At 52.6% G+C, this 25,691-nt stretch carries 23 protein-coding genes and 2 tRNA genes; 12 read left to right on the plus strand and 13 right to left on the minus strand.

The features are described 5' to 3' along the window. Window positions 1-50: 50 nt before the first annotated feature. Window positions 51-2,441 carry a CDC48 family AAA ATPase gene (locus tag ACZ5TN_RS00285; protein WP_464916816.1) on the minus strand — a complete coding sequence of 797 codons (2,391 nt, stop codon included), beginning with the start codon at window positions 2,439-2,441 and terminating at the stop codon, window positions 51-53. A 417-nt stretch (window positions 2,442-2,858) separates the two neighbouring features. Here ACZ5TN_RS00285 and ACZ5TN_RS00290 point away from each other — a divergent pair, with 417 nt between their 5' ends. Next, on the plus strand, window positions 2,859-3,275 hold the full coding sequence (locus tag ACZ5TN_RS00290) for a hypothetical protein (protein ID WP_464916817.1): 417 nt from the start codon (window positions 2,859-2,861) through the stop codon (window positions 3,273-3,275). Between the two features lie 110 nt (window positions 3,276-3,385). On the opposite strand, the gene ACZ5TN_RS00295 is transcribed toward ACZ5TN_RS00290, so the two are convergent. The 3 genes from ACZ5TN_RS00295 to ACZ5TN_RS00305 all read right to left on the minus strand — a co-directional run bounded on the left by ACZ5TN_RS00295 (window position 3,386) and on the right by ACZ5TN_RS00305 (window position 5,256). Then, a complete protein-coding gene (locus ACZ5TN_RS00295; RefSeq protein ID WP_048053707.1) occupies window positions 3,386-3,871 on the minus strand; it encodes an Hsp20/alpha crystallin family protein in 486 nt (161 codons plus the stop codon). A gap of 119 nt (window positions 3,872-3,990) precedes the next feature. Further along, window positions 3,991-4,272, minus strand: a complete 282-nt coding sequence (locus ACZ5TN_RS00300) for a hypothetical protein (RefSeq protein ID WP_011250105.1) — start codon at window positions 4,270-4,272, stop codon at window positions 3,991-3,993. Between the two features lie 117 nt (window positions 4,273-4,389). Beyond that, a complete protein-coding gene (locus ACZ5TN_RS00305; protein WP_464916818.1) occupies window positions 4,390-5,256 on the minus strand; it encodes an MBL fold metallo-hydrolase in 867 nt (288 codons plus the stop codon). A gap of 100 nt (window positions 5,257-5,356) precedes the next feature. On the opposite strand from ACZ5TN_RS00305, the gene ACZ5TN_RS00310 reads away from it, so the two are divergent. The 6 genes from ACZ5TN_RS00310 to ACZ5TN_RS00335 all read left to right on the plus strand — a co-directional run bounded on the left by ACZ5TN_RS00310 (window position 5,357) and on the right by ACZ5TN_RS00335 (window position 13,258). Further along, a complete protein-coding gene (locus tag ACZ5TN_RS00310) occupies window positions 5,357-6,721 on the plus strand; it encodes an ATP-binding protein (RefSeq protein WP_464916819.1) in 1,365 nt (454 codons plus the stop codon). 54 nt (window positions 6,722-6,775) lie between these two features. After that, window positions 6,776-7,714, plus strand: coding sequence for an ABC transporter ATP-binding protein (locus tag ACZ5TN_RS00315; protein ID WP_464916820.1), 939 nt, complete (start codon window positions 6,776-6,778; stop codon window positions 7,712-7,714). Between the two features lie 3 nt (window positions 7,715-7,717). Further along, complete coding sequence (locus ACZ5TN_RS00320; RefSeq protein ID WP_464916821.1) at window positions 7,718-8,536, plus strand: ABC transporter permease; 819 nt, start codon at window positions 7,718-7,720, stop codon at window positions 8,534-8,536. Beyond that, window positions 8,533-10,746: a COG1470 family protein gene (locus ACZ5TN_RS00325; protein ID WP_464916822.1), complete on the plus strand. Its 2,214-nt coding sequence runs from the start codon at window positions 8,533-8,535 to the stop codon at window positions 10,744-10,746. The genes ACZ5TN_RS00320 and ACZ5TN_RS00325 overlap by 4 nt, the downstream gene beginning before the upstream one ends. Window positions 10,747-10,834: 88 nt before the next feature. Continuing rightward, window positions 10,835-12,523 (plus strand): acyl-CoA mutase large subunit family protein, encoded by a 1,689-nt coding sequence (locus ACZ5TN_RS00330; RefSeq protein WP_011250100.1) that lies wholly within the window; start codon window positions 10,835-10,837, stop codon window positions 12,521-12,523. Window positions 12,524-12,646: 123 nt separating this feature from the next. Beyond that, window positions 12,647-13,258 (plus strand): hypothetical protein, encoded by a 612-nt coding sequence (locus tag ACZ5TN_RS00335; protein WP_011250099.1) that lies wholly within the window; start codon window positions 12,647-12,649, stop codon window positions 13,256-13,258. On the opposite strand, the gene ACZ5TN_RS00340 is transcribed toward ACZ5TN_RS00335, so the two are convergent. Further along, the gene (locus ACZ5TN_RS00340; RefSeq protein ID WP_464916823.1) at window positions 13,259-15,391 is read right to left on the minus strand and encodes a restriction endonuclease; all 2,133 of its coding nucleotides are present in this window, start codon (window positions 15,389-15,391) and stop codon (window positions 13,259-13,261) included. Window positions 15,392-15,487: 96 nt separating this feature from the next. On the opposite strand from ACZ5TN_RS00340, the gene ACZ5TN_RS00345 reads away from it, so the two are divergent. Further along, complete coding sequence (locus ACZ5TN_RS00345) at window positions 15,488-16,723, plus strand: phosphoglycerate kinase (RefSeq protein ID WP_464916824.1); 1,236 nt, start codon at window positions 15,488-15,490, stop codon at window positions 16,721-16,723. A gap of 14 nt (window positions 16,724-16,737) precedes the next feature. Here ACZ5TN_RS00345 and ACZ5TN_RS00350 read toward each other — a convergent pair whose 3' ends face one another. The 3 genes from ACZ5TN_RS00350 to ACZ5TN_RS00360 are packed head-to-tail and all read right to left on the minus strand — an operon-like array spanning window position 16,738 to window position 18,966. Next, window positions 16,738-17,508 (minus strand): ABC transporter permease, encoded by a 771-nt coding sequence (locus tag ACZ5TN_RS00350; protein WP_011250096.1) that lies wholly within the window; start codon window positions 17,506-17,508, stop codon window positions 16,738-16,740. Window positions 17,509-17,512: 4 nt separating this feature from the next. Further along, on the minus strand, window positions 17,513-18,499 hold the full coding sequence (locus ACZ5TN_RS00355; protein WP_464916825.1) for an ATP-binding cassette domain-containing protein: 987 nt from the start codon (window positions 18,497-18,499) through the stop codon (window positions 17,513-17,515). Beyond that, entirely contained in the window at window positions 18,496-18,966 is a 471-nt protein-coding gene (locus tag ACZ5TN_RS00360; RefSeq protein WP_464917411.1) for a PadR family transcriptional regulator, read from the minus strand. Before ACZ5TN_RS00360 ends, ACZ5TN_RS00355 begins: the two co-directional genes overlap by 4 nt. A 96-nt stretch (window positions 18,967-19,062) precedes the next feature. Here ACZ5TN_RS00360 and ACZ5TN_RS00365 point away from each other — a divergent pair, with 96 nt between their 5' ends. Both ACZ5TN_RS00365 and ACZ5TN_RS00370 read left to right on the plus strand, forming a co-directional pair. Then, window positions 19,063-19,491, plus strand: a complete 429-nt coding sequence (locus tag ACZ5TN_RS00365) for a DUF6849 domain-containing protein (protein WP_464917412.1) — start codon at window positions 19,063-19,065, stop codon at window positions 19,489-19,491. Then, complete coding sequence (locus ACZ5TN_RS00370) at window positions 19,460-20,200, plus strand: endonuclease III domain-containing protein (protein WP_464916826.1); 741 nt, start codon at window positions 19,460-19,462, stop codon at window positions 20,198-20,200. Before ACZ5TN_RS00365 ends, ACZ5TN_RS00370 begins: the two co-directional genes overlap by 32 nt. Window positions 20,201-20,262: 62 nt before the next feature. On the opposite strand, the gene serS is transcribed toward ACZ5TN_RS00370, so the two are convergent. Beyond that, window positions 20,263-21,630, minus strand: coding sequence for a serine--tRNA ligase (serS, locus tag ACZ5TN_RS00375; protein ID WP_011250091.1), 1,368 nt, complete (start codon window positions 21,628-21,630; stop codon window positions 20,263-20,265). 112 nt (window positions 21,631-21,742) lie between these two features. Between serS and ACZ5TN_RS00380 the strand changes: the two genes are divergently transcribed. After that, the gene (locus tag ACZ5TN_RS00380; protein WP_464916827.1) at window positions 21,743-22,849 is read left to right on the plus strand and encodes an ATP-binding protein; all 1,107 of its coding nucleotides are present in this window, start codon (window positions 21,743-21,745) and stop codon (window positions 22,847-22,849) included. Window positions 22,850-22,882: 33 nt separating this feature from the next. On the opposite strand, the gene ACZ5TN_RS00385 is transcribed toward ACZ5TN_RS00380, so the two are convergent. The 4 genes from ACZ5TN_RS00385 to surE all read right to left on the minus strand — a co-directional run bounded on the left by ACZ5TN_RS00385 (window position 22,883) and on the right by surE (window position 24,485). Beyond that, complete coding sequence (locus ACZ5TN_RS00385) at window positions 22,883-23,347, minus strand: phosphate-starvation-inducible PsiE family protein (RefSeq protein ID WP_011250089.1); 465 nt, start codon at window positions 23,345-23,347, stop codon at window positions 22,883-22,885. Between the two features lie 70 nt (window positions 23,348-23,417). Beyond that, a tRNA-Cys gene (locus tag ACZ5TN_RS00390) sits at window positions 23,418-23,492 on the minus strand. Window positions 23,493-23,514: 22 nt separating this feature from the next. Then, a tRNA-Ser gene (locus ACZ5TN_RS00395) sits at window positions 23,515-23,600 on the minus strand. Between the two features lie 105 nt (window positions 23,601-23,705). Next, on the minus strand, window positions 23,706-24,485 hold the full coding sequence (gene surE / locus ACZ5TN_RS00400; RefSeq protein WP_464916828.1) for a 5'/3'-nucleotidase SurE: 780 nt from the start codon (window positions 24,483-24,485) through the stop codon (window positions 23,706-23,708). Between the two features lie 96 nt (window positions 24,486-24,581). On the opposite strand from surE, the gene ACZ5TN_RS00405 reads away from it, so the two are divergent. Continuing rightward, complete coding sequence (locus ACZ5TN_RS00405) at window positions 24,582-25,667, plus strand: hypothetical protein (protein WP_464916829.1); 1,086 nt, start codon at window positions 24,582-24,584, stop codon at window positions 25,665-25,667. Window positions 25,668-25,691: the final 24 nt, after the last annotated feature.

Here is a 25,691-nt window from a genome sequence, read left to right on the forward strand (position 1 = left end):
CAAAAGAGCTCAAAAAGAGATAAATTAGTGAGGGGGTTACTGTCCCAGGATCATCCGCGAGCCTGCTTGAACTGCTCCTGGATCTTCCTGTAGTACTCCATGGTCTCCTTGCTCACTGACGGCCCGATCTTCTTGAGGGCCTCCTCGAAGTCCTTCATGGTGACCTTGACCTTCTGCCTTATCTCGTCGGCCTTCATGCCGGGTCTTATGATGCCCTCCTGCAGGGCCCTCCTCATGGCGAGCATCGCAGCCTCCCTGACCACTGCCGCTATGTCTGCGCCGGTGTAGCCTTCGGTCTTCTTGGCGAGCTCCCTAAGGTCAACATCACCTGCAAGCGGTACTCTTCTGGTGTGGACTTTGAATATCTCAAGCCTGGCCTTCTCGTCTGGAGCTGGTACAAGTATCAGCCTGTCGAACCTTCCTGGCCTGAGGAGTGCTGGATCGATAATGTCCGGCCTGTTGGTGGCACCAATGACGACCACGCCACTGTTCTCCTGGATTCCGTCCATCTCAGTGAGCAGCTGGTTGATCAACCTGTCAGTGACCCTGTTCACGTCGGTTCCTCTTCTCGGGGCGATGGCGTCAATCTCGTCGATGAATATCACGGTTGGTGCGGCCTGGCGAGCCTTCCTGAAGATCTCGCGGATGTTCTTCTCGCTCTCACCGACCCACTTACTGAGCACCTCTGGACCCTTGATTGCTATGAAGTTGGCCTCGCTCTCGTTGGCGACTGCCTTGGCGAGGAGAGTCTTACCTGTTCCAGGTGGTCCGTAGAGGAGTATTCCCTTCGGCGGTGTTATGCCGAGACCCATGAATGCCTCGGGATACTTGAGAGGCCACTCGACTGCCTCTCTGAGCTCCTGCTTGACATCTTCAAGGCCGCCGATGTCGTCCCAGCGGACGTTTGGAACCTCCAGGAGCACCTCTCTGAGAGCTGACGGCTCGACCATCTTGAGGGCCTCGTAGAAGTCCCTCCTCGTGACCTTGAGCTCGTCGAGGACTTCCTTCGGTATGTACTCGGCCTCGAAGTCGATCTTGCCCTCGTTGATGAGCCTCCTGAGAGCTGCCATTGCAGCCTCCCTGGCGAGTGCTGCCAGGTCGGCACCGACGAAGCCGTGCGTAACCTCAGCCAGCTCGTCGAGGAGTGCATCGATAAGCTTCGCCCTGACCTCCTCGTAGAGCTTCTCGTCGGTCTCCCTGAGGATCCTCCTGATCTCCTCTTCGTCTTTGGCCTTCTTGACCTTCATGATAGCCCTCTCAGCGGCCTCGCGGTAGGTGTCGTTCTTCTCAAGCTCCTCGAGTATCTCGATTACCTTGTCCCTCCTGAACTCGGGCTCGATCGGCATTCCTCTGGTGTGGATCTGGAGTATCTCCTTTCTGCCCTGCTTGTCGGGAACGCCGACCTCAATTTCCCTGTCGAACCTTCCAGGCCTCCTCAGGGCCGGGTCAATCGCGTCCGGCCTGTTGGTGGCACCGATGACTATGACCTTTCCGCGGCTCTTGAGGCCGTCCATTAGCGTTAGCAGCTGGCTGACAACCCTCTTCTCGACCTCACCGTGGGTCTCCTCTCTCTTCGGCGCAATGCTGTCGATCTCGTCAATGAAGATTATCGCCGGCGCGTTCTCCTCAGCCTCCTTGAAGACCTCCCTAAGCCTCTCCTCGCTCTCGCCGTAGTACTTGCTCATTATTTCCGGTCCGTTGATGGCTATGAAGTGAGCGTTGGCTTCGTTGGCAACGGCCTTAGCCAGGAGTGTCTTACCCGTTCCCGGTGGTCCGTAGAGGAGCACACCCTTAGGCGGCTCAATGCCGAGCTTCTCGAAGAGCTCCGGGTGCTTGAGCGGGAGCTCTATCATCTCCCTAACCTTCTGGATGACGTCCTTGAGGCCACCTATGTCCTCGTAGGTCACTCCGAGGGCGGTTGCCTTGCTGACCTCCTTAACTGGCTTCTCGCTCACCTGGAAGTCGGTGAACTCGGTTATCTGAACGATCCCCGCTGGAGTTGTGGCGGTAACTACGAATGTCAGCTCCTGGCCGAGTATGCCGATCTTGATGTAGTCTCCCCTGACTACGGGCCTTCCGACGAGCCTGCTGTGGAGCCACTCGACGAAGTCAGCGCCGAAGCGTATCGGCTCAGTCGGAGCGACTATGACCTTCTTTGCCTCCTTGACGTCGGCCTTTCTCACGGTGACCTCGTCGCCGAGACCAACACCGGCGTTCTTCCTGATCGTACCGTCCATCCTTATGATGCCAAGCCCCTCGTCCTCTGGATAGGCTGGCCAGACAACTGCAGCGGTGTTCTTGGTACCTATGATCTCGACTATGTCACCTGACTGGACGCCAAGCTCGCGCATGGCTTTCCTGTCAATCCTCACGATTCCCCTGCCAACATCCCTCTGGTAGGCAGAGGCAACCTTGAGCTTGACCTCTCTCCTCTCACTCATGAGCATCACCTCTTAGTTTTTGGTTACCGTAAGTTACTAAAGGTCGAACCCTTTATAAACTTTTCGATTTTTCTTAAGTGAGGTTACCAAAATGTGGCCCCTGCATCGCGGTAATGAAAGGCGTGCGTAGAGGCAGAATAGGCTATGAAGAGATTGGGCTGGATCAATGAGTCAATGTTTTTGGAGTACAAAAATGTGCTTGCAAAAAAGTTTCATTTTTTCGGTCATATAGCTATGTAATGGAGAACACAATTATTACCTCAAACATAAACACCACAACCAACACCACCAAAACACCAACTTCCCGTTGCTTTTTTGCCGATGCCAAAAGTACCACCAACACTACCGTACAAAAACCGTTTTTGTCCCGGGAAATTTTCGTTTTTCCAATTTTAAGAACTCTGGAGGTGGTGCCAAATGATAGGAAAAGCCCAAACAACTCTCTCCGACGTGATGTCGGTTGTGGTAGCGCTCGGCCCCAATGGCCTTTACGTCATCAGGCTCAAGACCGGGGAAAGTGAGACCCTCGCCAGCTTCCCGGAAGACCTTAACAGAGTCGCCTTTGCCCTCTTCGAAACCTATGCCGAGCCGTTGCCCTTTGAGTGGGTCAGGCAGAAGCTCAAGCAACTCCTACACTACCTCGACCTTCACGAGGCGTACCTCATAGACGGTGACCTCGTGGCAATCATAGACGACAGGCCCTACGGGCTGAAGACATACCCAGAGGTCATCGCCGACACCCGCAGGCTGTTCGGCAACGACATGGAGCTGTTCTTGAACATAGTGTACGACCTGATGAAGGATCTGAAAAAGCACTTTGCGAGCAGCAGGTGATTTCAAACTAAGAACCGGCAATACTCTGCTAGGTACCATTCAAGCCCCATCCAATTGGCAGAATCCGGCTGTTGCAGAGAGTAAAGCAGAAAAATCAGAAAAACTCAAAATCACTCGATCTTGACCTCAACGCCCTCCTTCTCGGGTTTGGTGGGCTTCTTCTTCGGAATCTCGATCTCTAGGACGCCGTTGTTGTAGCGGGCCTTGGCCTTCTCCGGGATGACCTCCTCTGGAAGCCTGATGACCCTCCTGTAGCCGCTGTAGTAGCGCTCGATCCTTATGGCACCCTCCTGCTCGAGCTCCTTCTCGCGCCTCATCTGGGCCTCGATGTAAACGGTGTCCTCTGTAACGCGGAGCTTGATGTCCTCCTTCCTAACACCTGGGAGCTCGACGGTGATAACAAAGCGGTCGCCCCTGTCGAAGATGTCTGCGAACGGCTCCCTCCAGGTCTCGCTGACCTCTATTCTCTCACCTGGCTCGCGGTAGCTCCAGAGCCTCGGGCCGCGCATGAAGTCGCGGAATATTGCATCAATCTCCTCCTGGATTTCCCTCATGATGTCGAACGGGTCCCAGTAGCGGTCCCTCCTCCAGACCATCTTTCTCACCCCCCGCCTTTTTCTCACCAATTGTTATTAAAGAATAGCCCTTTAAAAATTTTTCTCTCCGAAAGTTACCAAAATGGCAAAAAGTTTGGGGTTTGAGAACTCTGAAAAACTCAAACCCTGCTCAGAAAGCCCATTAGAGAGTAGTATATCCCCTCAAGGCTCTCACCGTTCTTGATCGGGTATATGAACCTCAGCTCGTTGCCCTCGACTTCAACTATCGGCTTTTTAACCCGCCCGCCGGAGAACTTGAGCTGGGTAACCTCCACCATGTCGCCTCTTATCGTTCCTCGACCTACCAACAGTCCCTCCCCGATGGCCCTTTCACTGAAGAGTGTCTCAAGTCTGGGCCTGAGTCCTGTCACCCACTTCGGTTTCTTCCTCAGCCTCTGCATTCCACCACCTCCGTGTTCAAAATAACTAAACAGCACTTCGAATATGTGAAGCTTGTTCGAAAATAACCTTCAATTTTAGAAGTTTATTAGGTTTTTGGCAGTCTGTTTAACAGTTGTTCAAAAAAGTAGTCCGTATATATCGGAGTCCTTGTCAATTGGATGGGCTTCGTATCCAAGCCCGGTCAAAATCCTGGAAAATTCCCTGGAGAAGCCGTACACCGTGAAGACCCTTTCGGGCTTTACCTTCTCTATGATTTTCATCAGCTCCCAAAAGTCCGCGTGGTTGCTCAGCTTGAGCCTTCCAAAGCCGGAAACGGTAAGCTCCCAGGGAGAGAGTGAGTTTTCGACCTTGGGGGAGCGGTACGACCTTAAAACTACGTCCCCTTCATGGGTGATGTTTCCAAATTTGACCCCAAATTTTGAATAAACCCTTGCAACCTTCAGCATCTCCCTACTTGGCCTCACCGTGATCCCGTGAACGTCCAGGATTTTCATAACTTCCTGCGCCTTCCCCATCTGGTTCACATAGAGGGTTGGCCGCTTTCCCCTGTCAAGAGCCTCTTCAACGAATGCGACCAGTTTTTTCTCGGCCTCTCTCGGTGAGGGAAACGTGAAGCTCGGAACGCCGAAGGTGGCCTCAATTATGAGAACGTCCGCCCTTGGGAAGCGGCTTTTTTCTGCCGTCCTCAGCTTGAACCACTTGGTGTCGCCCGTGTAGAACAGCGTCCCGTTTTCGAGCCAGAGCTTTATTCCGGCCGAGCCGAGCATGTGGCCCGCTGGATAGAGCTTCGCTTTGAAATCGCCGATGTAGAAGGTCTTTCCAAACTCCACTTCCCGATAGAAGCCCCCCTTCCTGAGATGACTGAGATATTTGGTCGCCTTTGTTGCGAAGATAAATTCACCACTGACAAAGTGGTCCGTGTGGGCGTGGCTCTGAAAGGCAAACCGTGCCGAACTGTCAAGGCCGATGTTTCTAAGCATCATTGTCAGCAAGTAGAGTGAATTCAAATAAATGGTTTCCCCCAGAGCCAATCTCGATGGGTCCTCAGAAAGGCTTAAATAGTTATAGATCAAGTATAATACTATGCCAATAACTTTCGTTGACAGGAAGGGAGAACTTGAGTTCATGGAGTCGCTCTGGAAAAGGGAGAACTCCTTCCTCCCCATCTATGGCAGGAGAAGGGTGGGAAAGACTCGCTTAGTTAAGGAGTTCATCAGAGGAAAACCCTCCATCTACTACCTTGCCAGGAGCAGCACCTACCGCGACAACCTGCTAGAGTTCTCAAGGGCGGTTCTTGAGGCCTACCCGAGTCCTTATCTCTCCCCCGCCTCGTTCTCAAATTTTGCCGACGTTTTCAGATACCTGCGCGAGAAGGGGAAGCTCATCGTGGTTATTGATGAGTTCCCCTATTTAATTCAGTCAGATAAAAGAGTTCTGAGCGAGTTTCAATACATAGTGGACGAGGTCGTTAGGGGCTCAAAGATTCACCTCATCCTCGTCGGTTCGAGTGTCGGTATGATGGAGGAGCATGTTTTGAGCCAGAAAAGTCCCCTCTACGGGCGAAGGGATGGGCAGATAAGGCTCCTACCTTTGGACTTTTTCAGCTCCTGGAAGCTGTTGGGGGTTGACGTGGAGGAGGTCGTCAGGATATACGGGATAACTGGAGGAATCCCCGCTTACCTTCTTCTCTTCAACAGCTTTGAGGACGTTAAGGAGGTGGCATTCACTAAACAGGGTTTCCTCTATGCTGAGGGTGACTTTCTCCTGTCGAGCGAGCTGAGGGAGCCGAGGGTTTACAAGCTGATCCTGAAGGCGATTGCTGAGGGAAAGAGGCGCTTCAACGAGATAAGCACATTTACTGGAATCCCGCGCTCTAATCTCTTCAAATACGTTGAAGTCCTTGAAAGGTTGGGCTTCCTCAGACGAGAGATTCCCGTCACTGCCTCTCCAAAGACCAAGAACACGCGTTATGCCATAGCTGACAACTACATGGCCTTCTACTTCCGCTTCGTTGAGCGGTACAGGGACGAGATCGAGCTTGAGAGCCTCGACTTCTGGGAGGAGTTCCTTGAGAATTACAACCGCTATCTCGGAGAAGTGTTTGAGGGCGTGGCTAAAGAGTTCCTCCTGAGGATGAAGGAGCGTGGAGAGCTTCCGTTTAAGTTCACCAAAATCGGTCGTTGGTGGCATAAGGGCGAAGAGATAGATTACGTTGCCCTTAACGAGCACGAGAAAAAAGCGTTGCTCGTCGAGGTGAAGTGGAAGGATTTGAATGAGAGGGAAGCGAGGGGGATTTTAAAGGATTTGGAGAGAAAATCGGAACTCGTTGAACTGGACGGGTGGGAAAAGTACTACGGGTTGGTAACTAAAAGGGTCACGGAAAAGGAGGGGCTCAGGGAAGAAGGATTTTTGGTGTGGGATTTAGACGATTTTAATAAATTCCTGTGACCCAATGCCGAAACCTTTAACTAATTTCGTTTCAATGGTCCTTTGGGTGTTGAGATGGGAACTTACGTCATAGAAACAAACAAGCTCACCAAGTTCTTCGGCAAGAGGAACGTAGTGTACCACCTCAACCTCAAAGTGCCTGAGGGGGTCGTTTACGGCTTCCTCGGGCCAAACGGTGCGGGAAAAACGACCACTATAAAGATGCTGACCGGGGCACTGAGGCCTACCTACGGCGAGATACGGATTTTTGGCCTGAGGATGCCCAACGACAGGGTTGAGATCATGAAGCGGGTCGGATACATGCCCGAGGTGCCGATAGCTTATGAAGACATGACGATTTTCGAGTTTCTGGTCTATATGGGCCGCCTGGCTGGTATGAAGAAGGAAGACGCCATGGAGCAGGCGAAGGAGCTTATGGAGTACGCTGGAATTGGTAAGCTGGCCATGAACAGGATTGGAGAGCTTTCCTCCGGTCAGAAGCAGAGGGCGAGCTTTGCGGCTGCGCTGATGGGAAACCCAGAGCTCCTCATACTGGATGAACCAACGGCGAACCTCGACCCCCTCGGGAGAATGGAGTTTATTGGGAAGGTCATCCAGCTCGCCAAGGCCGGCAAGACGATCTTCATAAGCTCCCACATAGTCAGCGAGGTCGAGAAGATGTGCAACTACGTCGGGCTGATAAACCGCGGTACGATGCTCGCCCAGGGCAGGGTCAGGGAGCTTGCGAGCATTGAGGAGGACGACTACGACGTCCTGACCAGCGACAATGGAAAGGCGATGGCGTTCCTGCGGGAGAAGCCCTACATCCGTGAGGCCTGGGAAGAGGAGGGAATCCTCAGGGTCAAAGTTGACCCGCGCTTTCTTGACGAGTTCTTCCTGGCCTTTCCGAAGTACCTCGTGGAAAACGGCATCAGACTGAAGCTCTTCAGGCCGCACACGAGTCCGCTTGAGAGAATCCTGATGGAGAAGTTTGGAGTGGGCGAGGAGGTGTGAAGTTTGAGAGACTCTCACTTTTCCTTTGAATCGCGGCTCGGGATAATATACGGGATGGAAGTGAAAAGGTTACTGCGCTCCCGCCGCCTCAAGCTCATGACCCTCCTGATGTTCCTCCCAGTTGTCGTCTACTTCTTCACCCACGAAGAGATCACCGAGTACAGCACGCGCGCGCTCAGGATATCCTTCCAGGTTAACTTCTCCACTTACCTCGTCAACTTCTGGGCGAGCGTCATAGGCCAGCTCGTGGTCATAATCCTGATGAGCGAACTCCTTGGAAGCGAGATAGACAAGGGTACGATCAGGGTTCTCCTGACGAAACCCGTCAGGAAGAGCGAACTCGTCATCGGAAAGTTCCTCGGCGGGCTTACGGGAATGTTGGTGGTCTTCGGACTGCCCTACCTGGTCATGCAGATTTATATGGTTCTGCTCTACAAGCAGGGTTTCACTGGCCTTAGGGCGACGTTCGGTGACCTGCTCTACTCCCTTGAGGTGACCCTCCTCCTGCTCGGCTCTCTAGGAGCTTTTGCAATGGCCCTCTCAGTGGTTCTTTCGAGGCCCCTCTACGCCTCTCTGGCGAGCTTTGGAGTGATATTCGTCGCCCAGTTCATCCTCCCGCAGTTGCCTTTCTTTGATGACCCGGAGAGATTCACGCTCAACTACCAGCTTGGAGTTCTCCTCAGGGACAGGTTCACGCTCCACACGGGGCTTGACGTCTACAAGGGTGACCCGTCAACGACGCTGGTGTTCTTCGCATCGGTCATGCTCCTGAGCCTGATGCTTGCGATCCTCGGGCTTTACAGAAGGGAGTACAGGGGATGAGAACGATGGCGCGCGTGAAAACCCTCACTTTCGCGGTCTTCCTCCTCATCCTGCTGGCCGGGCAGGCTACAGCTCTTTCCATTGAAGTAGGAATCGATGAAGTCCTCATAGTGGACGGCCAGGTCTTTACCTTTGACCCCGGCCAGAGCGGGGACAGGTTCCTCGTGAGCGTTTCGAGTCATGGAAAAGAAACGTATTCCGTTCTCGCTTTCGGCGAAAACATCACAGTGGGCAACGTGACTTACGTCATCGGCTCATACGACCGCCAGAACCAGAGGCTCACCGCTCACATACTCGGCAACTATACAAGCGTGAGAGTTATGAAGAAGTACGACTTCGGTGTTGAGGTCATAGAAGCCTTCGACACCTACGCCAAGGTAAAGATTAAAAACACGGGCTTTTATCCGCTCAACGACACTCTTTCTGTTTCGTCGTCTTCTCAAGGCGCTTTTCCCATTTCCTCAAGCACTGTCCTAAAGGAAGTGGAGCTGAACCTTGCACCAGGCGAAGAGATAGTTTTCAAGGTTCCAAACCCGGGCCAGACGCTGGTCTTTAGTCTAAAGGAGAAGGGCATCTCAAAGGATGTTTTCCTTGGAACCTTAGAGCCTCAGGTTGAAATCGAGGAAATAACGGGCAGTAAAGGTGTTAAGGTAAAGGTTCTTAACAAAGGCGACCCGGTTAACGCCACTTTCAGCCTCCTTTACAGCAGTAACATGGTTTTGGAGTCGAAGAAAATCCTGCTCCAGCGGGGAACCAGCTGGGTGGAGTTCTCCAACTTTATAAACCAGGGAGCGGTAGTGGTTGATTACGGAAAAGTAATCCAGCAGACCTTCTACTTCAGGCCGGCGCTTCTGGTTCTCGAAAACATCTCCAGGGAGGGGGAGCATCTCAGGGTTGTCCTCAAAAACACGGGGGAGTCTCCTTTCAGGGGCTTCGTCAGCGTGACCCAAAACGGCGTTGTGGTGGGAAGTCCAACGTATTCAGAGGTCTCCATAGGGCCCGGGGAGAGCGTCTCGCTGACCTTCAAGGTTCCCGAGGAGGTTAGGTATCCAACCATCCTAGCTTCCTCCGACTCGGGAACTTTCTCCTTCACGGCCGAGGCTGGCGCTTCCGGCATCTCGATCGAGGCGCTCTCAACGAGTATAAAAGTCCCCCTCGGTGGAAAGGGCAGCTATGCACTCGTTCTCTCCGGTTCGGGCAGGGTGAAGCTTGGCGTCGAAGGCCTTCCGGAGTCGGTTGGCTGGAAGTTCTACTCCGGGGAAAGCGAGGTCGAGGAGCTTAACGTGGACGGCTCGGCCCAGGTGGTTCTGGTTATTGACGTGCCCTCTCTGCCCAGGGGATTCCCCGTTGGTGAACCGGTCGGGTTCAACGTAACAGTCAGGGACGAGAATGGAAACCTGCATGTAATCCCTCTGGAGTTCGAGGCATACGGTCTGGCGTTCCTGCCCGTTTACGGCGACAACTGGCTGGCGAAGGTGAACTTTACCGCCGAGACGCACTTTGTAGGAATTCCATACCGGGTCGCCGCTAAGTCCCTGACCCCACCGATTCAGTTCGAACACTATCCAGGGGAGAAGATAGCCTTCTCATACGGCAATTACGTCCGCTCAGGGCTGGACATCACCCTTCACGTTCTCTCTTCGAGTGGGGAGATTCTGCACTCCTCAAGCCAGGGGAAGGGAAGGCCAGATTTTGTAGTGTTCAACGAGTCTGATTTCATGCTTATGCTCGAGGGCGACAGGTTCGACGCCGTCCTGCTGGTTGCAGATTACCTCAGGAAGCCCGAGAACATCAGCTTTGAGCTCCTTCCAAAGCAGTTTGGGGAGGGAATTAAGACGTTCATCCTAAACGCTACATCGCTCCGCGGGAAGAAGCTTGCCCTTGATGTTAACGCTGATCGGCCGGTCGAGGTTAGGGTCTATTACTTCACCCTCAACAGGGAGAGGGAAGACTTTGACCCGCTCTCCGCTGATTTCAAGGGGGCTTTCAGAGGTAAAGGGGAGCATGTGTCGGGAGAAGTTCCTCTAAGGCCATACGAGGATTTCGTGGCTATATCAATAATTGGCACAGGGAACGTTTCTCTAACTATGACAGCGAAGGAAGTGCCCGTTTCAGTGAGCGGCATTGGGAAGTACTCCGGCGAGCTAACAGTGGCTCTCCTGGTCCTCCTGTTGGTGGTGGTCATTGCTCTCGAACGGCGCCTCGGCTGATGGACAATTTATCCAATAGCAAGGTGAAACTTGAGCTATGTAAAAGGTTTTTATACTCCGGTGCCCAATTAGGGTCAGGTGATCAGGAATGACGTTCGATAAGGAAAAGCTCAAGAAGATCCGCGAGGAAGAGGAGCGCTGGAACGAGACCACCGTTAAGAAGTTCCTCGAGAAGGCTCCCGAGAGAAAAGAGAAGTTCATGACCGATGACGGCTTCGAGATAAAGCGCCTCTACACTCCCGCTGACCTCGGCGAGGACTGGGACTACCTTGAGAAGCTCGGCTTCCCCGGTGAGTACCCCTTCACCCGCGGCGTTTACGCCACCATGTACCGCGGTCGCTTCTGGACGATGAGGCAGTATGCCGGCTTTGGAACGGCCGAGGAGAGCAACAAAAGGTACAAATACCTCCTCAGCCAGGGACAGACTGGTTTGAGCGTCGCCTTTGATTTACCCACCCAGATGGGTTACGACAGCGACCACCCGATGGCCGAGGGCGAGGTCGGAAAGGTCGGTGTAGCTATAGACTCCCTCTGGGACATGGAGATACTCTTCGATGGAATCCCGCTCGATAAGGTCTCAACGAGCATGACAATCAACGCCACCGCGGCCAACCTTCTGGCCATGTACATCCTCGTGGCTGAAAAGCAGGGCGTCCCGCAGAACGTTCTGAGAGGAACAGTCCAGAACGACATCCTGAAGGAGTACATAGCGAGGGGCACCTACATCTTCCCGCCCCAGCCGAGCATGAGGCTCACCACGGACATCATCATGTACTGTGCTGAGAACGTGCCGAAGTGGAATTCAATTTCGATAAGCGGCTACCACATCAGAGAAGCCGGAGCAAACGCCGTCCAGGAGGTTGCCTTCACCCTCGCCGACGGTATAGAGTACGTAAAGGCCGTCATTGAGAGGGGCATGGACGTTGACAAGTTCGCCCCGAGGCTGAGCTTCTTCTTCAACGCCCACAACAACTTCTTGGAAGAGATAGCCAAGTTCAGAGCTGCCAGAAGGCTCTGGGCATACATCATGAAGGAGTGGTTCCACGCGAAGAACCCGCGCTCAATGATGCTCCGCTTCCACACCCAGACGGCCGGCTCAACCCTCACCGCCCAGCAGCCCGAGAACAACATAGTCCGTGTTGCGATTCAGGCCCTCGCGGCCGTTCTCGGCGGTACACAGAGTCTGCACACCAATTCATACGACGAGGCGCTCTCACTCCCGACCGAGAAGAGCGTGAGGATAGCCCTGAGAACCCAGCAGATAATAGCCTACGAGAGCGGCGTCGTTGACACCGTTGACCCGCTTGGAGGCGCCTACTACATCGAGTGGCTCACAGACCACATCTACGAGGAGGCCCTCAAGTACATCGAGAAGATCCAGAAGATGGGCGGCATGATGAGGGCAATCGAGCGCGGCTACATCCAGAAGGAGATAGCTGACTCAGCCTACAAGTACCAGAAGGAAGTCGAGGAGAAGAAGCGCATCATAGTCGGTGTGAACGAGTTCGTCGTTGACGAGCCGCTGGATGTTGAGATACTCAAAGTCGACCCGAGCATCAGGGACAAGCAGATCGAGAGGCTCAAGAAGCTCCGCTCAACGAGGGACAGCAAGAAAGTTGAGGAGTCCCTCGACAAGCTCAGGAAGGCAGCCGAAACCGAAGACGAGAACCTCATGCCCTACATCATCGAGGCCCACAGACACCTTGCCACGCTCGGTGAGGTCACCGACGTCCTTAGGGAAGTCTGGGGCGAGTACAGGGCTCCGCTGATATTCTGAAGGCTTTCTTTTTCTCCCTCAATTTCTACGACTTTTGCAGGCCACCACATTTGTGAAAATTTTTCGCCCTCATCACACAGAAGGTTTTTAAACCGACGCTTCAAGCCGCTCTTGGTGATGGGGGTGAAGTTCAAAGGTAAAGCCTTTGGAAACGTCGTGAGGATTGAGTTTGATATACTCACCCTCGGCGAGCTTAAGATAGACGACCTGCGAGACTTTGACGTTGATTCCCTTAAGATTGAGCTTAAGCCGACTTCTTCAGGTATCAAGATCATCGGCATATGGGAAGGCCCGGTTGAGAAAGCGGGTGAGGGTATAAAGAAGGCCCTTGAGGAGAGCTACAAGCTCCGTGAGAGAGTTTTAAACAGGATAAAGAGCAAGACCGAAGCCATAAGGAGCACGATGCTTCAGCTCGGGTTTAAGGAAGATGTTGAGGGCTATGGGAACGCTTTCCGCTTCACCAAGAAGGTTGGCCCCTACGAGATAGTTGTTGTGGCCTCAACGACTGACGATATAGTCCGCGTTGAGGTTTACGGCAACGACAAAAAGGTGCTTAGCCCCGAACTGGAGAGCATCTTCGAGGACGTTGAGGTCGAGGAGCTTGAAATCTACGACTTCGAGGACAGCAAGGAAGAGAGGCTCGTCATAAACCTTGAGATACCGAAGAACGAGGAGAAGCCTGAGAGGAAGATAGTGGAAGCAATAAAAATGATAGAGAATATGCTGATGGCCTAATCACTTGTACTTGCTTTCCAGCTGGAGCTGCTTCAGCTTTGCAGTTATTCCCTTTATTGGCGCTCTGTCCTCGCTCAGTATTTTTCCGGTTTTCGTGTCTATTCTCGCATAGTAAAGGCTGTTCTTTCCTGCGACCTTTATGTGGATGTACCCTTCCTCCTTGTAGTGCGTGAGCCTCTCCGTCTTCAACTCGGTCTCTCCGTAAAGCTTCTTCAGGTGTTCGTGGAAAGCCTCTTCAAGCGCCAGCTCCGTAAACCTGACGTCTTCTTCCTTTACCTCACCCGTTTTTCTGTCGAGTACGAGCTTTCCGACCTTGCTGCCTCCCTGGAACTCAACGACCCAATCTCCGTCTAGCTTTATCCCCTTTATCTCTGCGGTTTCGTCTATGTCCTTAACTTTCTCCTCCGCTATTTTCTCGGCGACTTCTTTTTTTAGAACCCTGTCTGCCTCTTCGAGGATCTTCCCGTCCTTGGTTACCTTCACGGTAACTTTATGCTTGTCGTTTTCTATTTCTACCGTGTAAACCTCGTCCGATTCTGATACGCCAAGTGTTCTGTAGCCTGGATATTTGGCGAGCACAAGCTCTTCTGCCTTCTGAGGTGTAATCTCGACGAAGTAGTCAAGGACGTCCTTTGTATCCCCGTCTATTTTTGCGGTTGCCTTTCCACCTTCTCCTTCCATGGTTATCTCTAGGAACTTGTGTTCGAGGACTCTGCTGGAGACCAGCTTCAGGTTCTTCACTGGGAAGTTGTTCTCTATTATCGGCTTTGCCTTTTTGAAGGCCTCCTCCGGCGAAGGAAGCGTGGTAATCTCTTTCAACTCTCCGTTCTCAAGGTTGACTTCGAGGATTACTATGCCCTCTTTGAGGCCAACCTCAACAATCGCAACCTTCTTGCCCTTCTCGATGTCCAAAATGGTTCCGGCTGGATACTTGTTGCTTATGAGCTCCCTGAGGGCCTCGTCGGTGATAAGGGATTCTTCATATACCACGGCACCGGTATACCCGTTGAACTTGAACTCGAAGTTGAAGCGCTCGGTTTTGCCAAAAACCTTCACCTTCCCGTTGTTCCTTTCAATCTTTGACTCCAGGGGCTCCTCGCCGATTTTCTCCCCGAGGATTTTTGTTACTGTCTGCAGGAAGTACTCGTCGGGCAATTCGGACACATCAAGCTTGACTTCGTTGGTATTCAGATCTACCACAGCCCTCGCCCTGTTGGCACCCACCTTCAGCTCGGCCTCCGCTTTTGTGGGCACGTACACCTTTTTCCTCTTGTGGATCGTTATGTTGCTCTCTGGAACGCCGAGCTTCTCCGAAAGGGTGTTCTTAAGCACAAGAACGGATTCGCTGGGACTGAGGGAGGATTCAATTTCTCTCTCAGTTGCGTATATCTCAGACCTGTCGTTTAGAAGGGCTTTTTTAACGGGCGTAGCCAGTTTGGGGTCTGACTGAGCTTGGGAAACTATTTTTTCTTCCGAGAACACCAGGGCTTTTCCCTTTTCTTCGCTCTCCCCCTCTCTCGCTGACCAGGAAATTATGTATGCCGTCGAGAGATACACTTTGAGGAAGGAGATCTTTATGTCCTCGGGCTTTATGGGATATTTTCTGCTGGCTTCCCTGGCTATGGCTTTGAGGACCCCTTCTGGCGAAAACTCAAACAGGAGAGGCGCGTCCAGCTCAAACTTGGTGAGGGGAGTTTCTTCCGCTTTTTCCTCGGATTCTTGGGGTTTGATTTCGGGAACTTTGATCCCGTAGTTGGAAAACGTTTTCGCGAGCTTTTCGGCGTCCCAGAGTATAATCCTCGCCCTATACTCTTTAGCAACAACTGTTCTCGCGTCCTTTGTAAATCCCAGGGGAGATATAAGAATCCCTCTATCGGCTTTGTATCTGTCAATAAGATCGCCAAAAACGCTAACTTCTTTAGAAGATGCCAGCGATCCGGTATGAACCTTTATCAGAAGCTTTTCGGTGCCCGCCAACGGATCATCCCTTACCGCTACTATGTCAACACCCCACCTGCTCCGATCTGCAACCTTCTCATGGTTTCTGAATCCCATCTTATCAAGGACTTCTGCTAAGTACTCAATGATATCCTCGCGGGACAGCATCCTCACGATGTCCTGAGTCCAAGGCATCCTCTCACCGTCCTCATGTACTCTGGATTGTAACCACCAAGAGTGTTCAAATAAACTTTTATTAAAACCTCTATTTAACACTTTCTCGGTGATGTGATGTTCAGAATCACAGATTTCACCTACGAGGGAAAGACCGTTTTTCTGAGGGCTGACCTTAACTCCCCCGTTGAAAAAGGACGGATAACGAGCGACGCCCGCTTTCGGGCGGTTTTACCAACGATTCAACACCTCCTCGACAACGGGGCGAAACTCGTGATATCGACCCACCAGAGCAGACCCTACAAGGGGGACTACATAACCACCGAGGAGCACGCCCAAATCCTGAGCAGACTTCTCGGCCAGGAAGTTGAATACGTCGAGGACATCTTTGGGAAATACGCCAGGGAGAGAATAAGCTCCCTGAAGCCAGGGGAGGCTATAATTCTCGAAAACCTCCGCTTCTCAGCTGAAGAAGTATTCAACAGGTCAATTGAGGAGTGCGAAAAGACGTTCTTCGTGAGAAAGCTTGCGCCGTTGATAGACTACGTCGTTAACGATGCCTTTGCAACGGCTCACAGGAGTCAGCCCTCCCTCGTCGGCTTCGCCCGTCTGAGGCCGATGATAATGGGGAAGCTTATGGAGACGGAGGTTGATGCACTGAGCAAAGCTTACGAGAGCGAGGAGAGGCCGAGAGTTTACGTCCTGGGCGGTGCAAAGGTAGATGACTCCCTCCGCGTTGCCGAGAACGTCCTGCGGAAGGGGAAAGCGGATCTCATCCTCACTGGTGGTCTCGTCGGGCAGATATTCACGCTCGCTAAGGGCTTTGACCTCGGGGATGCCAACATAGAGTTCCTTCACAGGAAAGGCCTCCTTGAACTTGTCGACTGGGCGGAGAATATACTCGACGAGTTCTATCCCTATGTCAGAACGCCTGTGGACTTTGCCATTGATTACAAAGGCGAGCGCCTTGAGGTTGATCTCCTGGGCGGCGAAAAGAGGCTGTTTGACCAGTATCCCATCCTTGACATAGGCTCAAGGACCGTGGAGAAGTACCGCGAGATACTGATAGGTGCAAAGATAATAGTGGCTAACGGCCCGATGGGCGTCTTTGAGAGGGAAGAATTTGCGGTTGGTACGGTCGGTGTTTTCAGGGCCATCGGCGAAAGCCCCGCCTTCTCGGTGGTGGGCGGTGGCCATTCAATAGCAAGCATCTACAGGTACAACATCACTGGAATAAGCCATATATCAACGGGCGGTGGGGCCATGCTGAGCTTCTTCGCGGGAGAGGAACTCCCCGTCCTGAAGGCGCTGAAGATAAGCTACGAAAGGTTCAAAGACAGGGTAAAAGAATGAGGGAGCCCTCCCCTTCAACCTATCGTTGCCCTCTCGAACTCAACCATGGCCAGCCCCACCAGGAGGGCCGCCAGGACGGTCAGAACACCTAAATCAACGGCGAGCGAGAACTTGGCAACGTTGGCCCCCACGAGGAAGTGCCTCGCGCCGTCAACGGCGTAAGTTAACGGGTTGATGTAAGCTAAGGCCTTCATCCAGCCTGGCATGGTGTCTATTGGGTATATCGCGCCGCTCAGGAAGGTCAGCGGGAGCATGAGGACCATCATCACCATCTGGAAGCCCTCCATGCTCTCCATCTTCAAAGCCAGGCTGACGCCAAAGCCCGAGAAGGCCATCGAGAGCAGGAAGCCGACTCCGAGGGCCGGAAGGAATCCGCTCAGCTTGAGGCTCTCCGCGAGCGGGTAGGTGAGGGTGAGGATTATCGTTCCCTGAGCGAGCGTCACGAGTGAGTCACCGATTATCCTCCCCAGGATGCTCCCCCTCCTCGATGCGGGAGCAACAAGGACTTCCTTGAGAAAGCCGAACTGCTTGTCCCAGATAACGCTTACTCCTGCTATGAAGCTCATGTTGAAGACCGTCATGGCAAAGATACCTGGCGCGAGGAACGTTAAGTAGTCCACTCCCCCAAAGATCATCTTCGTCATGGGGTTGTCGAAGACCTTGCTCCACCCGAGGCCGAAGAAGACGAGCCAGATGAGCGGGTTGATTATCATCCCGATTACCCTCGACCTCGCCCTGCTGAACCTCTTGAGCTGCCTGTAGGCCATTGTGGTTAGTGCCTCCATCCTCTCACCTCCTCCTCATCCTCATTCTCACGAAGGAAGCCATCGGGTTCTCCGGCCCTTCGTCCCTTATCTCCCTGCCAGTCAGGTGGAGGAAGACGTCGTTGAGCGTGGGTCTGTGGTAGGTGACCTCGAGGATTCTGATGCCCCTCTCATTTGCGAGCTCGAAGAGTCCCGGGAGCGCTTCGGCAGCGTTTTCCACCTCAAGCGCCACCCTGCCGTCGGGAAGAACCTTACAGCCCCTGATGAAGCCACTTTCGAGGCACTTGAGCTCTTCGGGAGCGTCGAGTTTAAAATAGATCACGTCGTTTCCGACGAGCTTTTTGAGCTTCTCCGCGGTGCCCTCGGCAATTATCTTTCCGTGGTCTATGATGGCTATCCTGTCCGCTAACATCTCCGCCTCGTCCATGTAGTGAGTCGTGAGGAAAATCGTCATATTGTGCTCCTCCTTCATCGTCCTTATGTAGTCCCAGATGTGCGCCCTCGTCTGCGGATCGAGGCCTATCGTGGGTTCATCAAGGAAGAGAACCTCGGGCTCGTGGAGGAGAGAGCGCGCTATCTCAAGCCTCCTCTGCATCCCGCCGCTGAAGGTCTTGACTGGTTTGTCCTTGAACTCCCAGAGCTCGACGAACTTGAGGAGGCGCTCTATCTTCTCCCTCAGTTCGCTCCCCTTCAGCCCGTATATTCTCCCGTGGATGTACATGTTCTCCCACGCGGTAAGCTCCCTGTCGAGGCTCGGATCCTGAAAGACTATGCCTATCCTCTTCCTCACCTCCATCGGCTCCTCAACCACGTCGTGGCCAGCGACGATCGCCCTTCCCGAGGTCGGCCTCAAAAGCGTCGTGAGGACGTGCACGGTGGTTGTTTTCCCTGCCCCGTTCGGCCCGAGGAAGGCGAATATCTCTCCCCTCTTAACCTTAAAGGAGACCCCTTTAACGGCCTCAAAGTCCCCGTACTTCTTAACGAGGTTCTCAACAACTACTGCTTCGCTCATTCCGTTCCCTCCTTTATCTCACCCAAAAGAATTAACCTAACCCTCTTCGTGAACTCTGCAAATTCCTTCGCGAGGGCCCTCTTCTGCTCTTCACCCAATTCGTTGATCGAGTTGAATGTCTCTTTGAGAACCTCCGCCAGCTCCCTGCCGCCGAGACGGGCGAACTCCCTAAAGCGCTCGGCCATCTCAAGGACTTCATTCACCTCGTACTCGTGCTCTCTGAGGTATTCCTTTCCCTTCTCGGTTATGCGGTAGAGCTTCTTCTCCCTTTTTCCCTCACCTGCGACCTCAATGAGGCCTGACCTCTTCAGGGAGGCTAGGATGGGGTATATAGCCCCAGGGCTCGGCTGGGGCATGCCGTACCTCTTCTCAAGCTCCGCCATTACGCCGTACCCGTGGAGCGGACCTTCCTCAAGGAGTTTCAAAACGAGGAGTTTGAGGTGTCCCCTGAACTTCGGCTTCTCCATTTCTTTCACCGATATATCGTTTGATATGTCGGGTTTATAAAGCTTTCTTAGGAACGCTTATTACCCTCCGCCCTCACTCACGGTTAGGTGGGGACTATGAAGATAGTACTCAAACCCCTCTTCGACGCCGAGCTCCCGGCAGGCTTTGAGGAGATTATCCGTTCGAAATTAGTGGGCAGAGAAGTAAAAACTGGCGAGACGGTTGAGATAGACCTCCTCGGGAAGCCTTTGGCCTTCAAAGTTGTCCTCGCCGATCCAAGCCCGATGAAGGTCTCGAAAAACACCCGAATCGAGATAACGAGAAGCGAGGTGAAGGAGATAACTCTCGAATTCGATGAAGAAGTTCGGGAGATGCTCCCCTACCCAAAAGGTCTCGTCATCGTCCTCAAAAATGAAGTTCGAATCTACAACTGGAGCGGGCAAAAGATTTATAGCAGGGAGTTCGAGGAACTGAAAGAAGTTAGGGTGGCAGAAGGGAAGGTGGTGGTAGTCCATGGAAGCAAAGTCACGGTCATTGAGCCTTGAGGGCTTCACCTTCGAGGAGAGCTGGGAGGAAAAGAAAGAGCGGGCCGAGAAGATAGTTGAAATCCTCATGAAGACCCACCCGAGGGAGAAGCTCCTCATCGGCGACCCCTACCGAACGCTCGTCCACTGCATAATCTCCCAGAGGATGCGCGATGAGGTAACCTACCGCGTCTGGGAAGAGCTGTTTAAGAAGTATAAGGACATTGAGACAATAGCGAACACCCCCGTCGAGGAGATGCAGGAGTTTCTAAGAAAGCAGGGAGTTGGCCTCTGGAAGACGAAGGGCGAGTGGATAGTTAAGGCCTCCAAGATAATCCTTGAGGAGTACGGGGGAAAAGTCCCGGATGACATTCACGAGCTTATGAAGCTCCCGGGAATCGGGAGGAAGTGTGCGAACATCGTTCTGGCATACGGCTTTGGAAAACAGGCTATCCCAGTGGATACGCATGTTAACAGGATAAGCAAAAGGTTGGGCCTGGCACCGCCGAGGGTTGCCCCTGAAAAGGTCGAGGAGTACCTAACTGCACTCATCCCGAAGGAGAAGTGGATATACGTCAACCACGCCATGGTTGACCACGGAAGGAGTATCTGCCGGCCGATAAACCCCAAGTGCGAAGAATGTCCGCTGAAAGAGCTCTGCCCCTACGCGAAGGGCCTTGTAACTGACGAGGATATCAAAGGGAATGCTAGAAAGCCCACAAGGAGATGATATTGAGGTTTTCCTTTGGTCTCTTCTTTAATCTTCAAGAGAAGAATAGAAAGAGATACCCCTCAGTCTTGACAACATTTCTCTTTCATGTGTGCTGGCAGTATCTCCTTGAAGCCAGTGTACTTCCAGAGGGCCTTCGGGAGCTTTACTACACCTTCTTCCGTCTGGTGGTTTTCGAGGATAGCAACGATGGCTCTTGAGGTTGCTATGGCAGTTGAGTTGAGCGTGTGGACGAACCTGGGCTTCTCGTGGGTCTTGTCGCGGAAGCGGATGTTAAGCCTCCTCGCCTGCCAGTCGGTACAGTTGCTCGCGCTTACCACTTCCCTGAACTTGCCCTGGCCGGCCATCCAGGCCTCTATGTCGTACTTCTTGGCTGCTACGTAGCCTAGATCTCCAGTACAAATGTTCACGACGCGGTAGGGAATCTCAAGTGCCTGGAATATCTCCTCGGCGTTGGCAATGATCCTTTCATGCCACTCCCAGCTCTCCTCCGGCCTTGAATAAACGAACTGCTCGACCTTGTGGAACTGATGTACGCGGAAGATTCCCTTCGTGTCCTTTCCTGCAGTTCCTGCCTCCTTCCTGAAGCATGGGCTTACACCGACGTAGAGGAGCGGTAAGTCCTTTCCGTCAAGGATTTCGTTGGCGTGCATGCCAGCGAGCGGGTGCTCAGCGGTCGGGATGAGGTAAAGGTCCTCACCCTCGACCTTGTAGATAACGTCTTCGAAGTCATCGAAGGTGGTTGCACCTTCTTCAACGAAACGCCTAACCATGTATGGGGGGATTACTGGAGTAAAGCCCTTCTCGATGAGCTTATCCAGAGCGAAGCGTATCAAGGCAAGGTCAAGGATAACGAGCTCGTTGAGGAGGTAGTAGAACCTGGCACCGCTCACCTTAGCGGCCCTCTCGAGGTCAGCACCGCGGAGGAGTTCGAGCATGTCAACGTGGAGCCTCGGTCTCCAGCTGAGAACCTCGTATTCCATCTTCCCAAGGCTCTGCTCCTTGAAGGTTTCGAGGAAGCCCTCCCAGACCTTGGCCTTGCCCCAGAACCTTATCGGGACGTTGTCCTCGTCGCTCTCACCAACGGGGACGCTCTCGTGGGTGATGTTGGGCAAGCGCCAGAGGTAGTAGTCGATCTTCTTCTTCAGCTCCTCGTTCTCCTTCTCCAGCTCCTCTATCTGCTTCACTATCTCGTTGCTCCTCTTCAGGAGGTCGTCTATCGGCTCTCCGGCCTTCTTCCTCTTGCCTATCTGCACCGCCAGCTGGTTGCGCTCCTTCCTGAGCTGGTTGATCTTCTTCAGGTTCTCGCGCCACTTCTTGTCGAGTTCGAGGATTTCATCTATCCACTTCAGCTTTTCGGTTTCACCGCGCTTTATCAAATCCCTCTTTACTATCTCTGGGTTTTCGCGGATGAGCTTTATGTCAAGCATCTTCTCCACCTCAACTGAGAAGGGTCTACCTATAAAAAAGGTTTTTGGGTGATACCACATACATAACCACCTACACAAAACTCCTATAAGAAGCCGCGAGAATCAGAATAAGATGCAGAGATCCCATGAGATATTAATTTCAAAATACGAGAGAGCGTATTGGGACGCTGTGGAGAGGGGAGAATTTTCAAGGGCAAGGGTACTTGCTATTAAATGCGCCGGCTTGTTCCGAGAACTCGCTTCTCTAAACCTGGAGTTCTCCGACTACTACCTGGAGATGGCCAAGCAATGGGAGAAAAGAGCGGGGGAGCTGGAGAACGGCCATAGATATTCCCAGAGAAAGTCCGTTAATCTGCCCAACGTTGTGCAGACATCGAGGGTTGCCTGGGACGATGTAGGTGGGCTATGGGAAGCAAAAAAAGTACTATCGAGGACTATAGGTCTTCACCTCGCCAGGGTTCCTGGGAAGTTCGAACCCTGGAAGGGTATTCTCTTGTTCGGGCCACCCGGCACTGGCAAAAGCCTTCTGGCGAGTGCAGTGGCGGGAAGCCTCGGGGCGACGTTTCTGAACGTTAAGGTCAGCGACGTTCTGAGTAAATATTTCGGAGAGTCGTCCAAGCTTGTTGCCTCCCTTTACCAGCTCGCCAGGGAGAAAAGTCCTAGCATAGTCTTTATAGATGAGTTCGATGCGCTGGCCATGAAGCGCTCCTCCCTCGAGGATGCTGCCAGAAGGGTTCTTTCGACTTTTCTCGTTGAGATTGACGGTTTTAAGCGTTCAGACACCAATGAGCGTGTTGTTACCCTCGCGGCAACGAATCGGCCGTGGGATCTTGATGATGCCATCCTTTCCAGGTTTCCTCTTAGGGTATACGTACCGCTCCCCGACGAAAGTTCCGCGGTTGAAATACTGAGGATACATTTATCCGGCTTCAGGGTTAAGGCTAATCTGAGAGCCGTAGCTAAGGAAGCCGTGAGACGGAGATACTCGGGAAGGGATCTCGCAAACCTTGCCAGACTGGCCATAACCAAAATGCTGAGTGACATGAACCCCGAACTTTCGGAGCCTCAGCTTATCCCATCTCTAGTAGGGAAGGAGCTCACTGTACGCCCAATTGAGATGGAAGATTTTAGATACGGATTGCGGAGAATAAAGAGTCCAATTACGCCTGCATTAATCAAAAAGTACGAGATGTGGGCTCGGGAATATGGATCGTATTAGCCAGATCGGTGATTTTAATGTTGGGAGTTGCAGTTATTGCGTGTTCAGTCCGCGCTCGATGATGAACTTTTCCTCCTCGGAAATTCTCCGCCTTTCCTGAACGTATATCCAGCCCAAGACGAAGATGAGGGCGGCCATTCCGATCAGCAGTTCCCAGCCCAAAGCTTTGTAATCTATGGTAATAACGAGTTTCCTAACCAGTGCCACGACGCCAAGTTCTGCAACGCGGCGCATACTTACGTGGTGCTCCTTTATATAGAGGGTTAGGAGTTCAAACAGCTCTAGGAGTATGATCACGAGCAGGAACTCATGAAGGGTTTCTTCAATGTCAAATCCCTGGAGCATGATTTCAGCCAGATCGTAGATGGCGTAGAGAACGTATGCCATCGTAAGGAGGGCTAGGACTATCACAACTAGGTCGAAGGCGAAGTTCATCCACTTGAGTGCGGTGTTCTCAAGGGGTGTGAGCTCTTTCTTCTGTCTCGGTACTATTGACATTAGACCACCCTAACGATTTGTATCCTGAACCTTATATCGTTTTCCTGTGGGAAAAGGTTATGAAGAAGATTGGAGCCGGGACCGGGATTTGAACCCGGGTGAAAGGGATCTGCAGTCCCTCGCCTCGCCTCTAGGCTATCCCGGCATTGAACCCGAAGAAAGTAAGCTGGCGCCGCGGCGGGGATTTGAACCCCGGTGGGCACCGCCCACCGGCTTAGCAGGCCGGCGCCCTACCAGGCTAGGCTACCGCGGCATTCGACGCCCAGCTTATATGAGCCAGGGAGGGTTTTTAAGTTTTTTGGCCGCTCTGACCATGCTCCATATTAACCCCATCGGGCCCCCCATATGTTGGCAACGTTCACGGTTGTGCAAACAGCACCTTTCTTACTTCCTCGAAATTCACCCTGGCAGTCATATCAATGTTTATCGGTGTTACGCTGACCTTTCTCTCGATCTTAAGAGCGTAAGCGTCGGTTCCGGGCTCAAACTCTTCCCTCTTCTGTCCAACTATCCAGTAGTAGGGATGCCCTCTGGGATCTACCCTTTCTTCAATCGTTGGACAGTAGCGCTTCCTTGCTAGGCGGGTTATTGCAATTTCCGTCTCTGGAGTTGCGTTGCTTGGTACGTTGACGTTAAGCATGTCGACTCCCTCTGGGAGACCCTTCTCAAGTACTGCCCTTGTTATCCTTTTAAGGAACTGTGAAGCGACTGAGAAGTCAATGCCCTCTCCTTCCCCGAGGGTCTTTTTCCAGTCTACCTCAAGGCTTATAGCTATACTTGGAACCTCATGGGTTGCCGCTTCGATAGCTGCCGATGCAGTCCCTGAAACCGTTATCTCGGTGCTGAGGTTCTCGCCAAGGTTTATGCCGCTGACAGCTAAATCAAAGTCCCCAAACCTGGCCAGGGCAAATATAACGCTGTCCGTGGGAGTTCCGTCTATCCCGTAGGCAACCTTTGCCCCAGGAACGTCTACGAGCCTTGCTCTTATGGGCCTGTGGAGAGTCATGGCCCTTCCACTGGCGCTTCTCTGGAAGAGCGGGGCAACCACATAGACTTCTCCAAGACTTGAGAGCGCTTTTACAGCAGCACGAATGCCGTTTGAATATATCCCGTCGTCGTTTGTTACGAGGATTCGCATGGTTGAGTATCTGATCTTTGTCCTTTTTAGTCTTGCCCAATGGTAGAAAGAGAAAAGCAACATTTTTATACTCCCACTTGGTAATGTTCACTGAGGGTGATATACGTGGAGCTACTGAAATCAAGACCACTGATGACTAAAAATGAACTTTTAAGTTATGTTAATAGTGCTAGTGGATTCATTCTTGTTGTCTCTGAGAATATAAAACCCGTGCTGTTCTCGAACAGACAGCCAGTACCGGCCAATTTCGAGTTGCCCGAGGTAATTAGAAACGTCTCGATCTACTCCCTAGACAAACTAGAGGCCCTCGACTTTCTACACGGAGACCTGAAACTTCCAAACGATACTCAGCCAGGCGATGCTCAGAGTGAAACCCAGTCCCAGGACACTCTTTCCGAAGCCCCCAGGATAGTTCAGCTGGATATCAACCTTGAGGTTCCCCCAGAGTTTGCTCTTCCAATCGAGAATGGTGTAATAGAAGCAGTTAAGCATCTCTTCCAGAAAAAATCCGTGGCCCTAAGCGTGGTTCATGGAAAGGGGCGTGTAAGACAGGGCTTTACTGGGACGAACCTGCTAGTCCTTAGAGTTGCCGTTGAAGGGTACTCCCTTGGTGAGATTGGGCCTGAAGTCATTGCGGACTCCCTCAAGGAGCACATCGAGAGGGAACTTGGATTCAGGACTACGGTTTCAATCTCCGAGCTGGGTATTCAGAGAGTAAAGAAGCTCCCGCTCGTAAGGTTCCAACGCAGGAAAGTGAACTTCAGGGGCGGAAGGGTCTTGGAAGTTCCGCTCTCCGCAACCAAGGGTTCAGTAAAGGTTGACATGGATAAACTGCAGAAGGAAGTGGAGAAGATCCTTCAGGAGGCGGGACTTTCAGAGGAGTTTTTGGAGCTGACAAAGAAAGAAGAAAAGAGCGAATCAACGGGTCTTTTGGAAAGGAGCTTGGTATCCAAGCTTTCCGGCATTAAGGGGATAACTCTGAACTGGGTTAAGGTAACCGGCAGCGGTGGCAACTACAGCCTCGCGTTGGGAATCAACAGAACGTCGAAGTCGCTCTCGGACGTTCAGATAGTTGAAGCAGTTAAGGAGGCCATAAAAGGCGCTGAGTCGGAAGCCCATGCCGCAGGAGTGTCCGGAAGGTTCGTGAGTGCGTACGTTGTCATTGAGAAGGACATCTATTAGCCCTCACATTTAAAAACCCTGGTT

The organism is Thermococcus sp. JCM 11816, assembly GCF_055396515.1.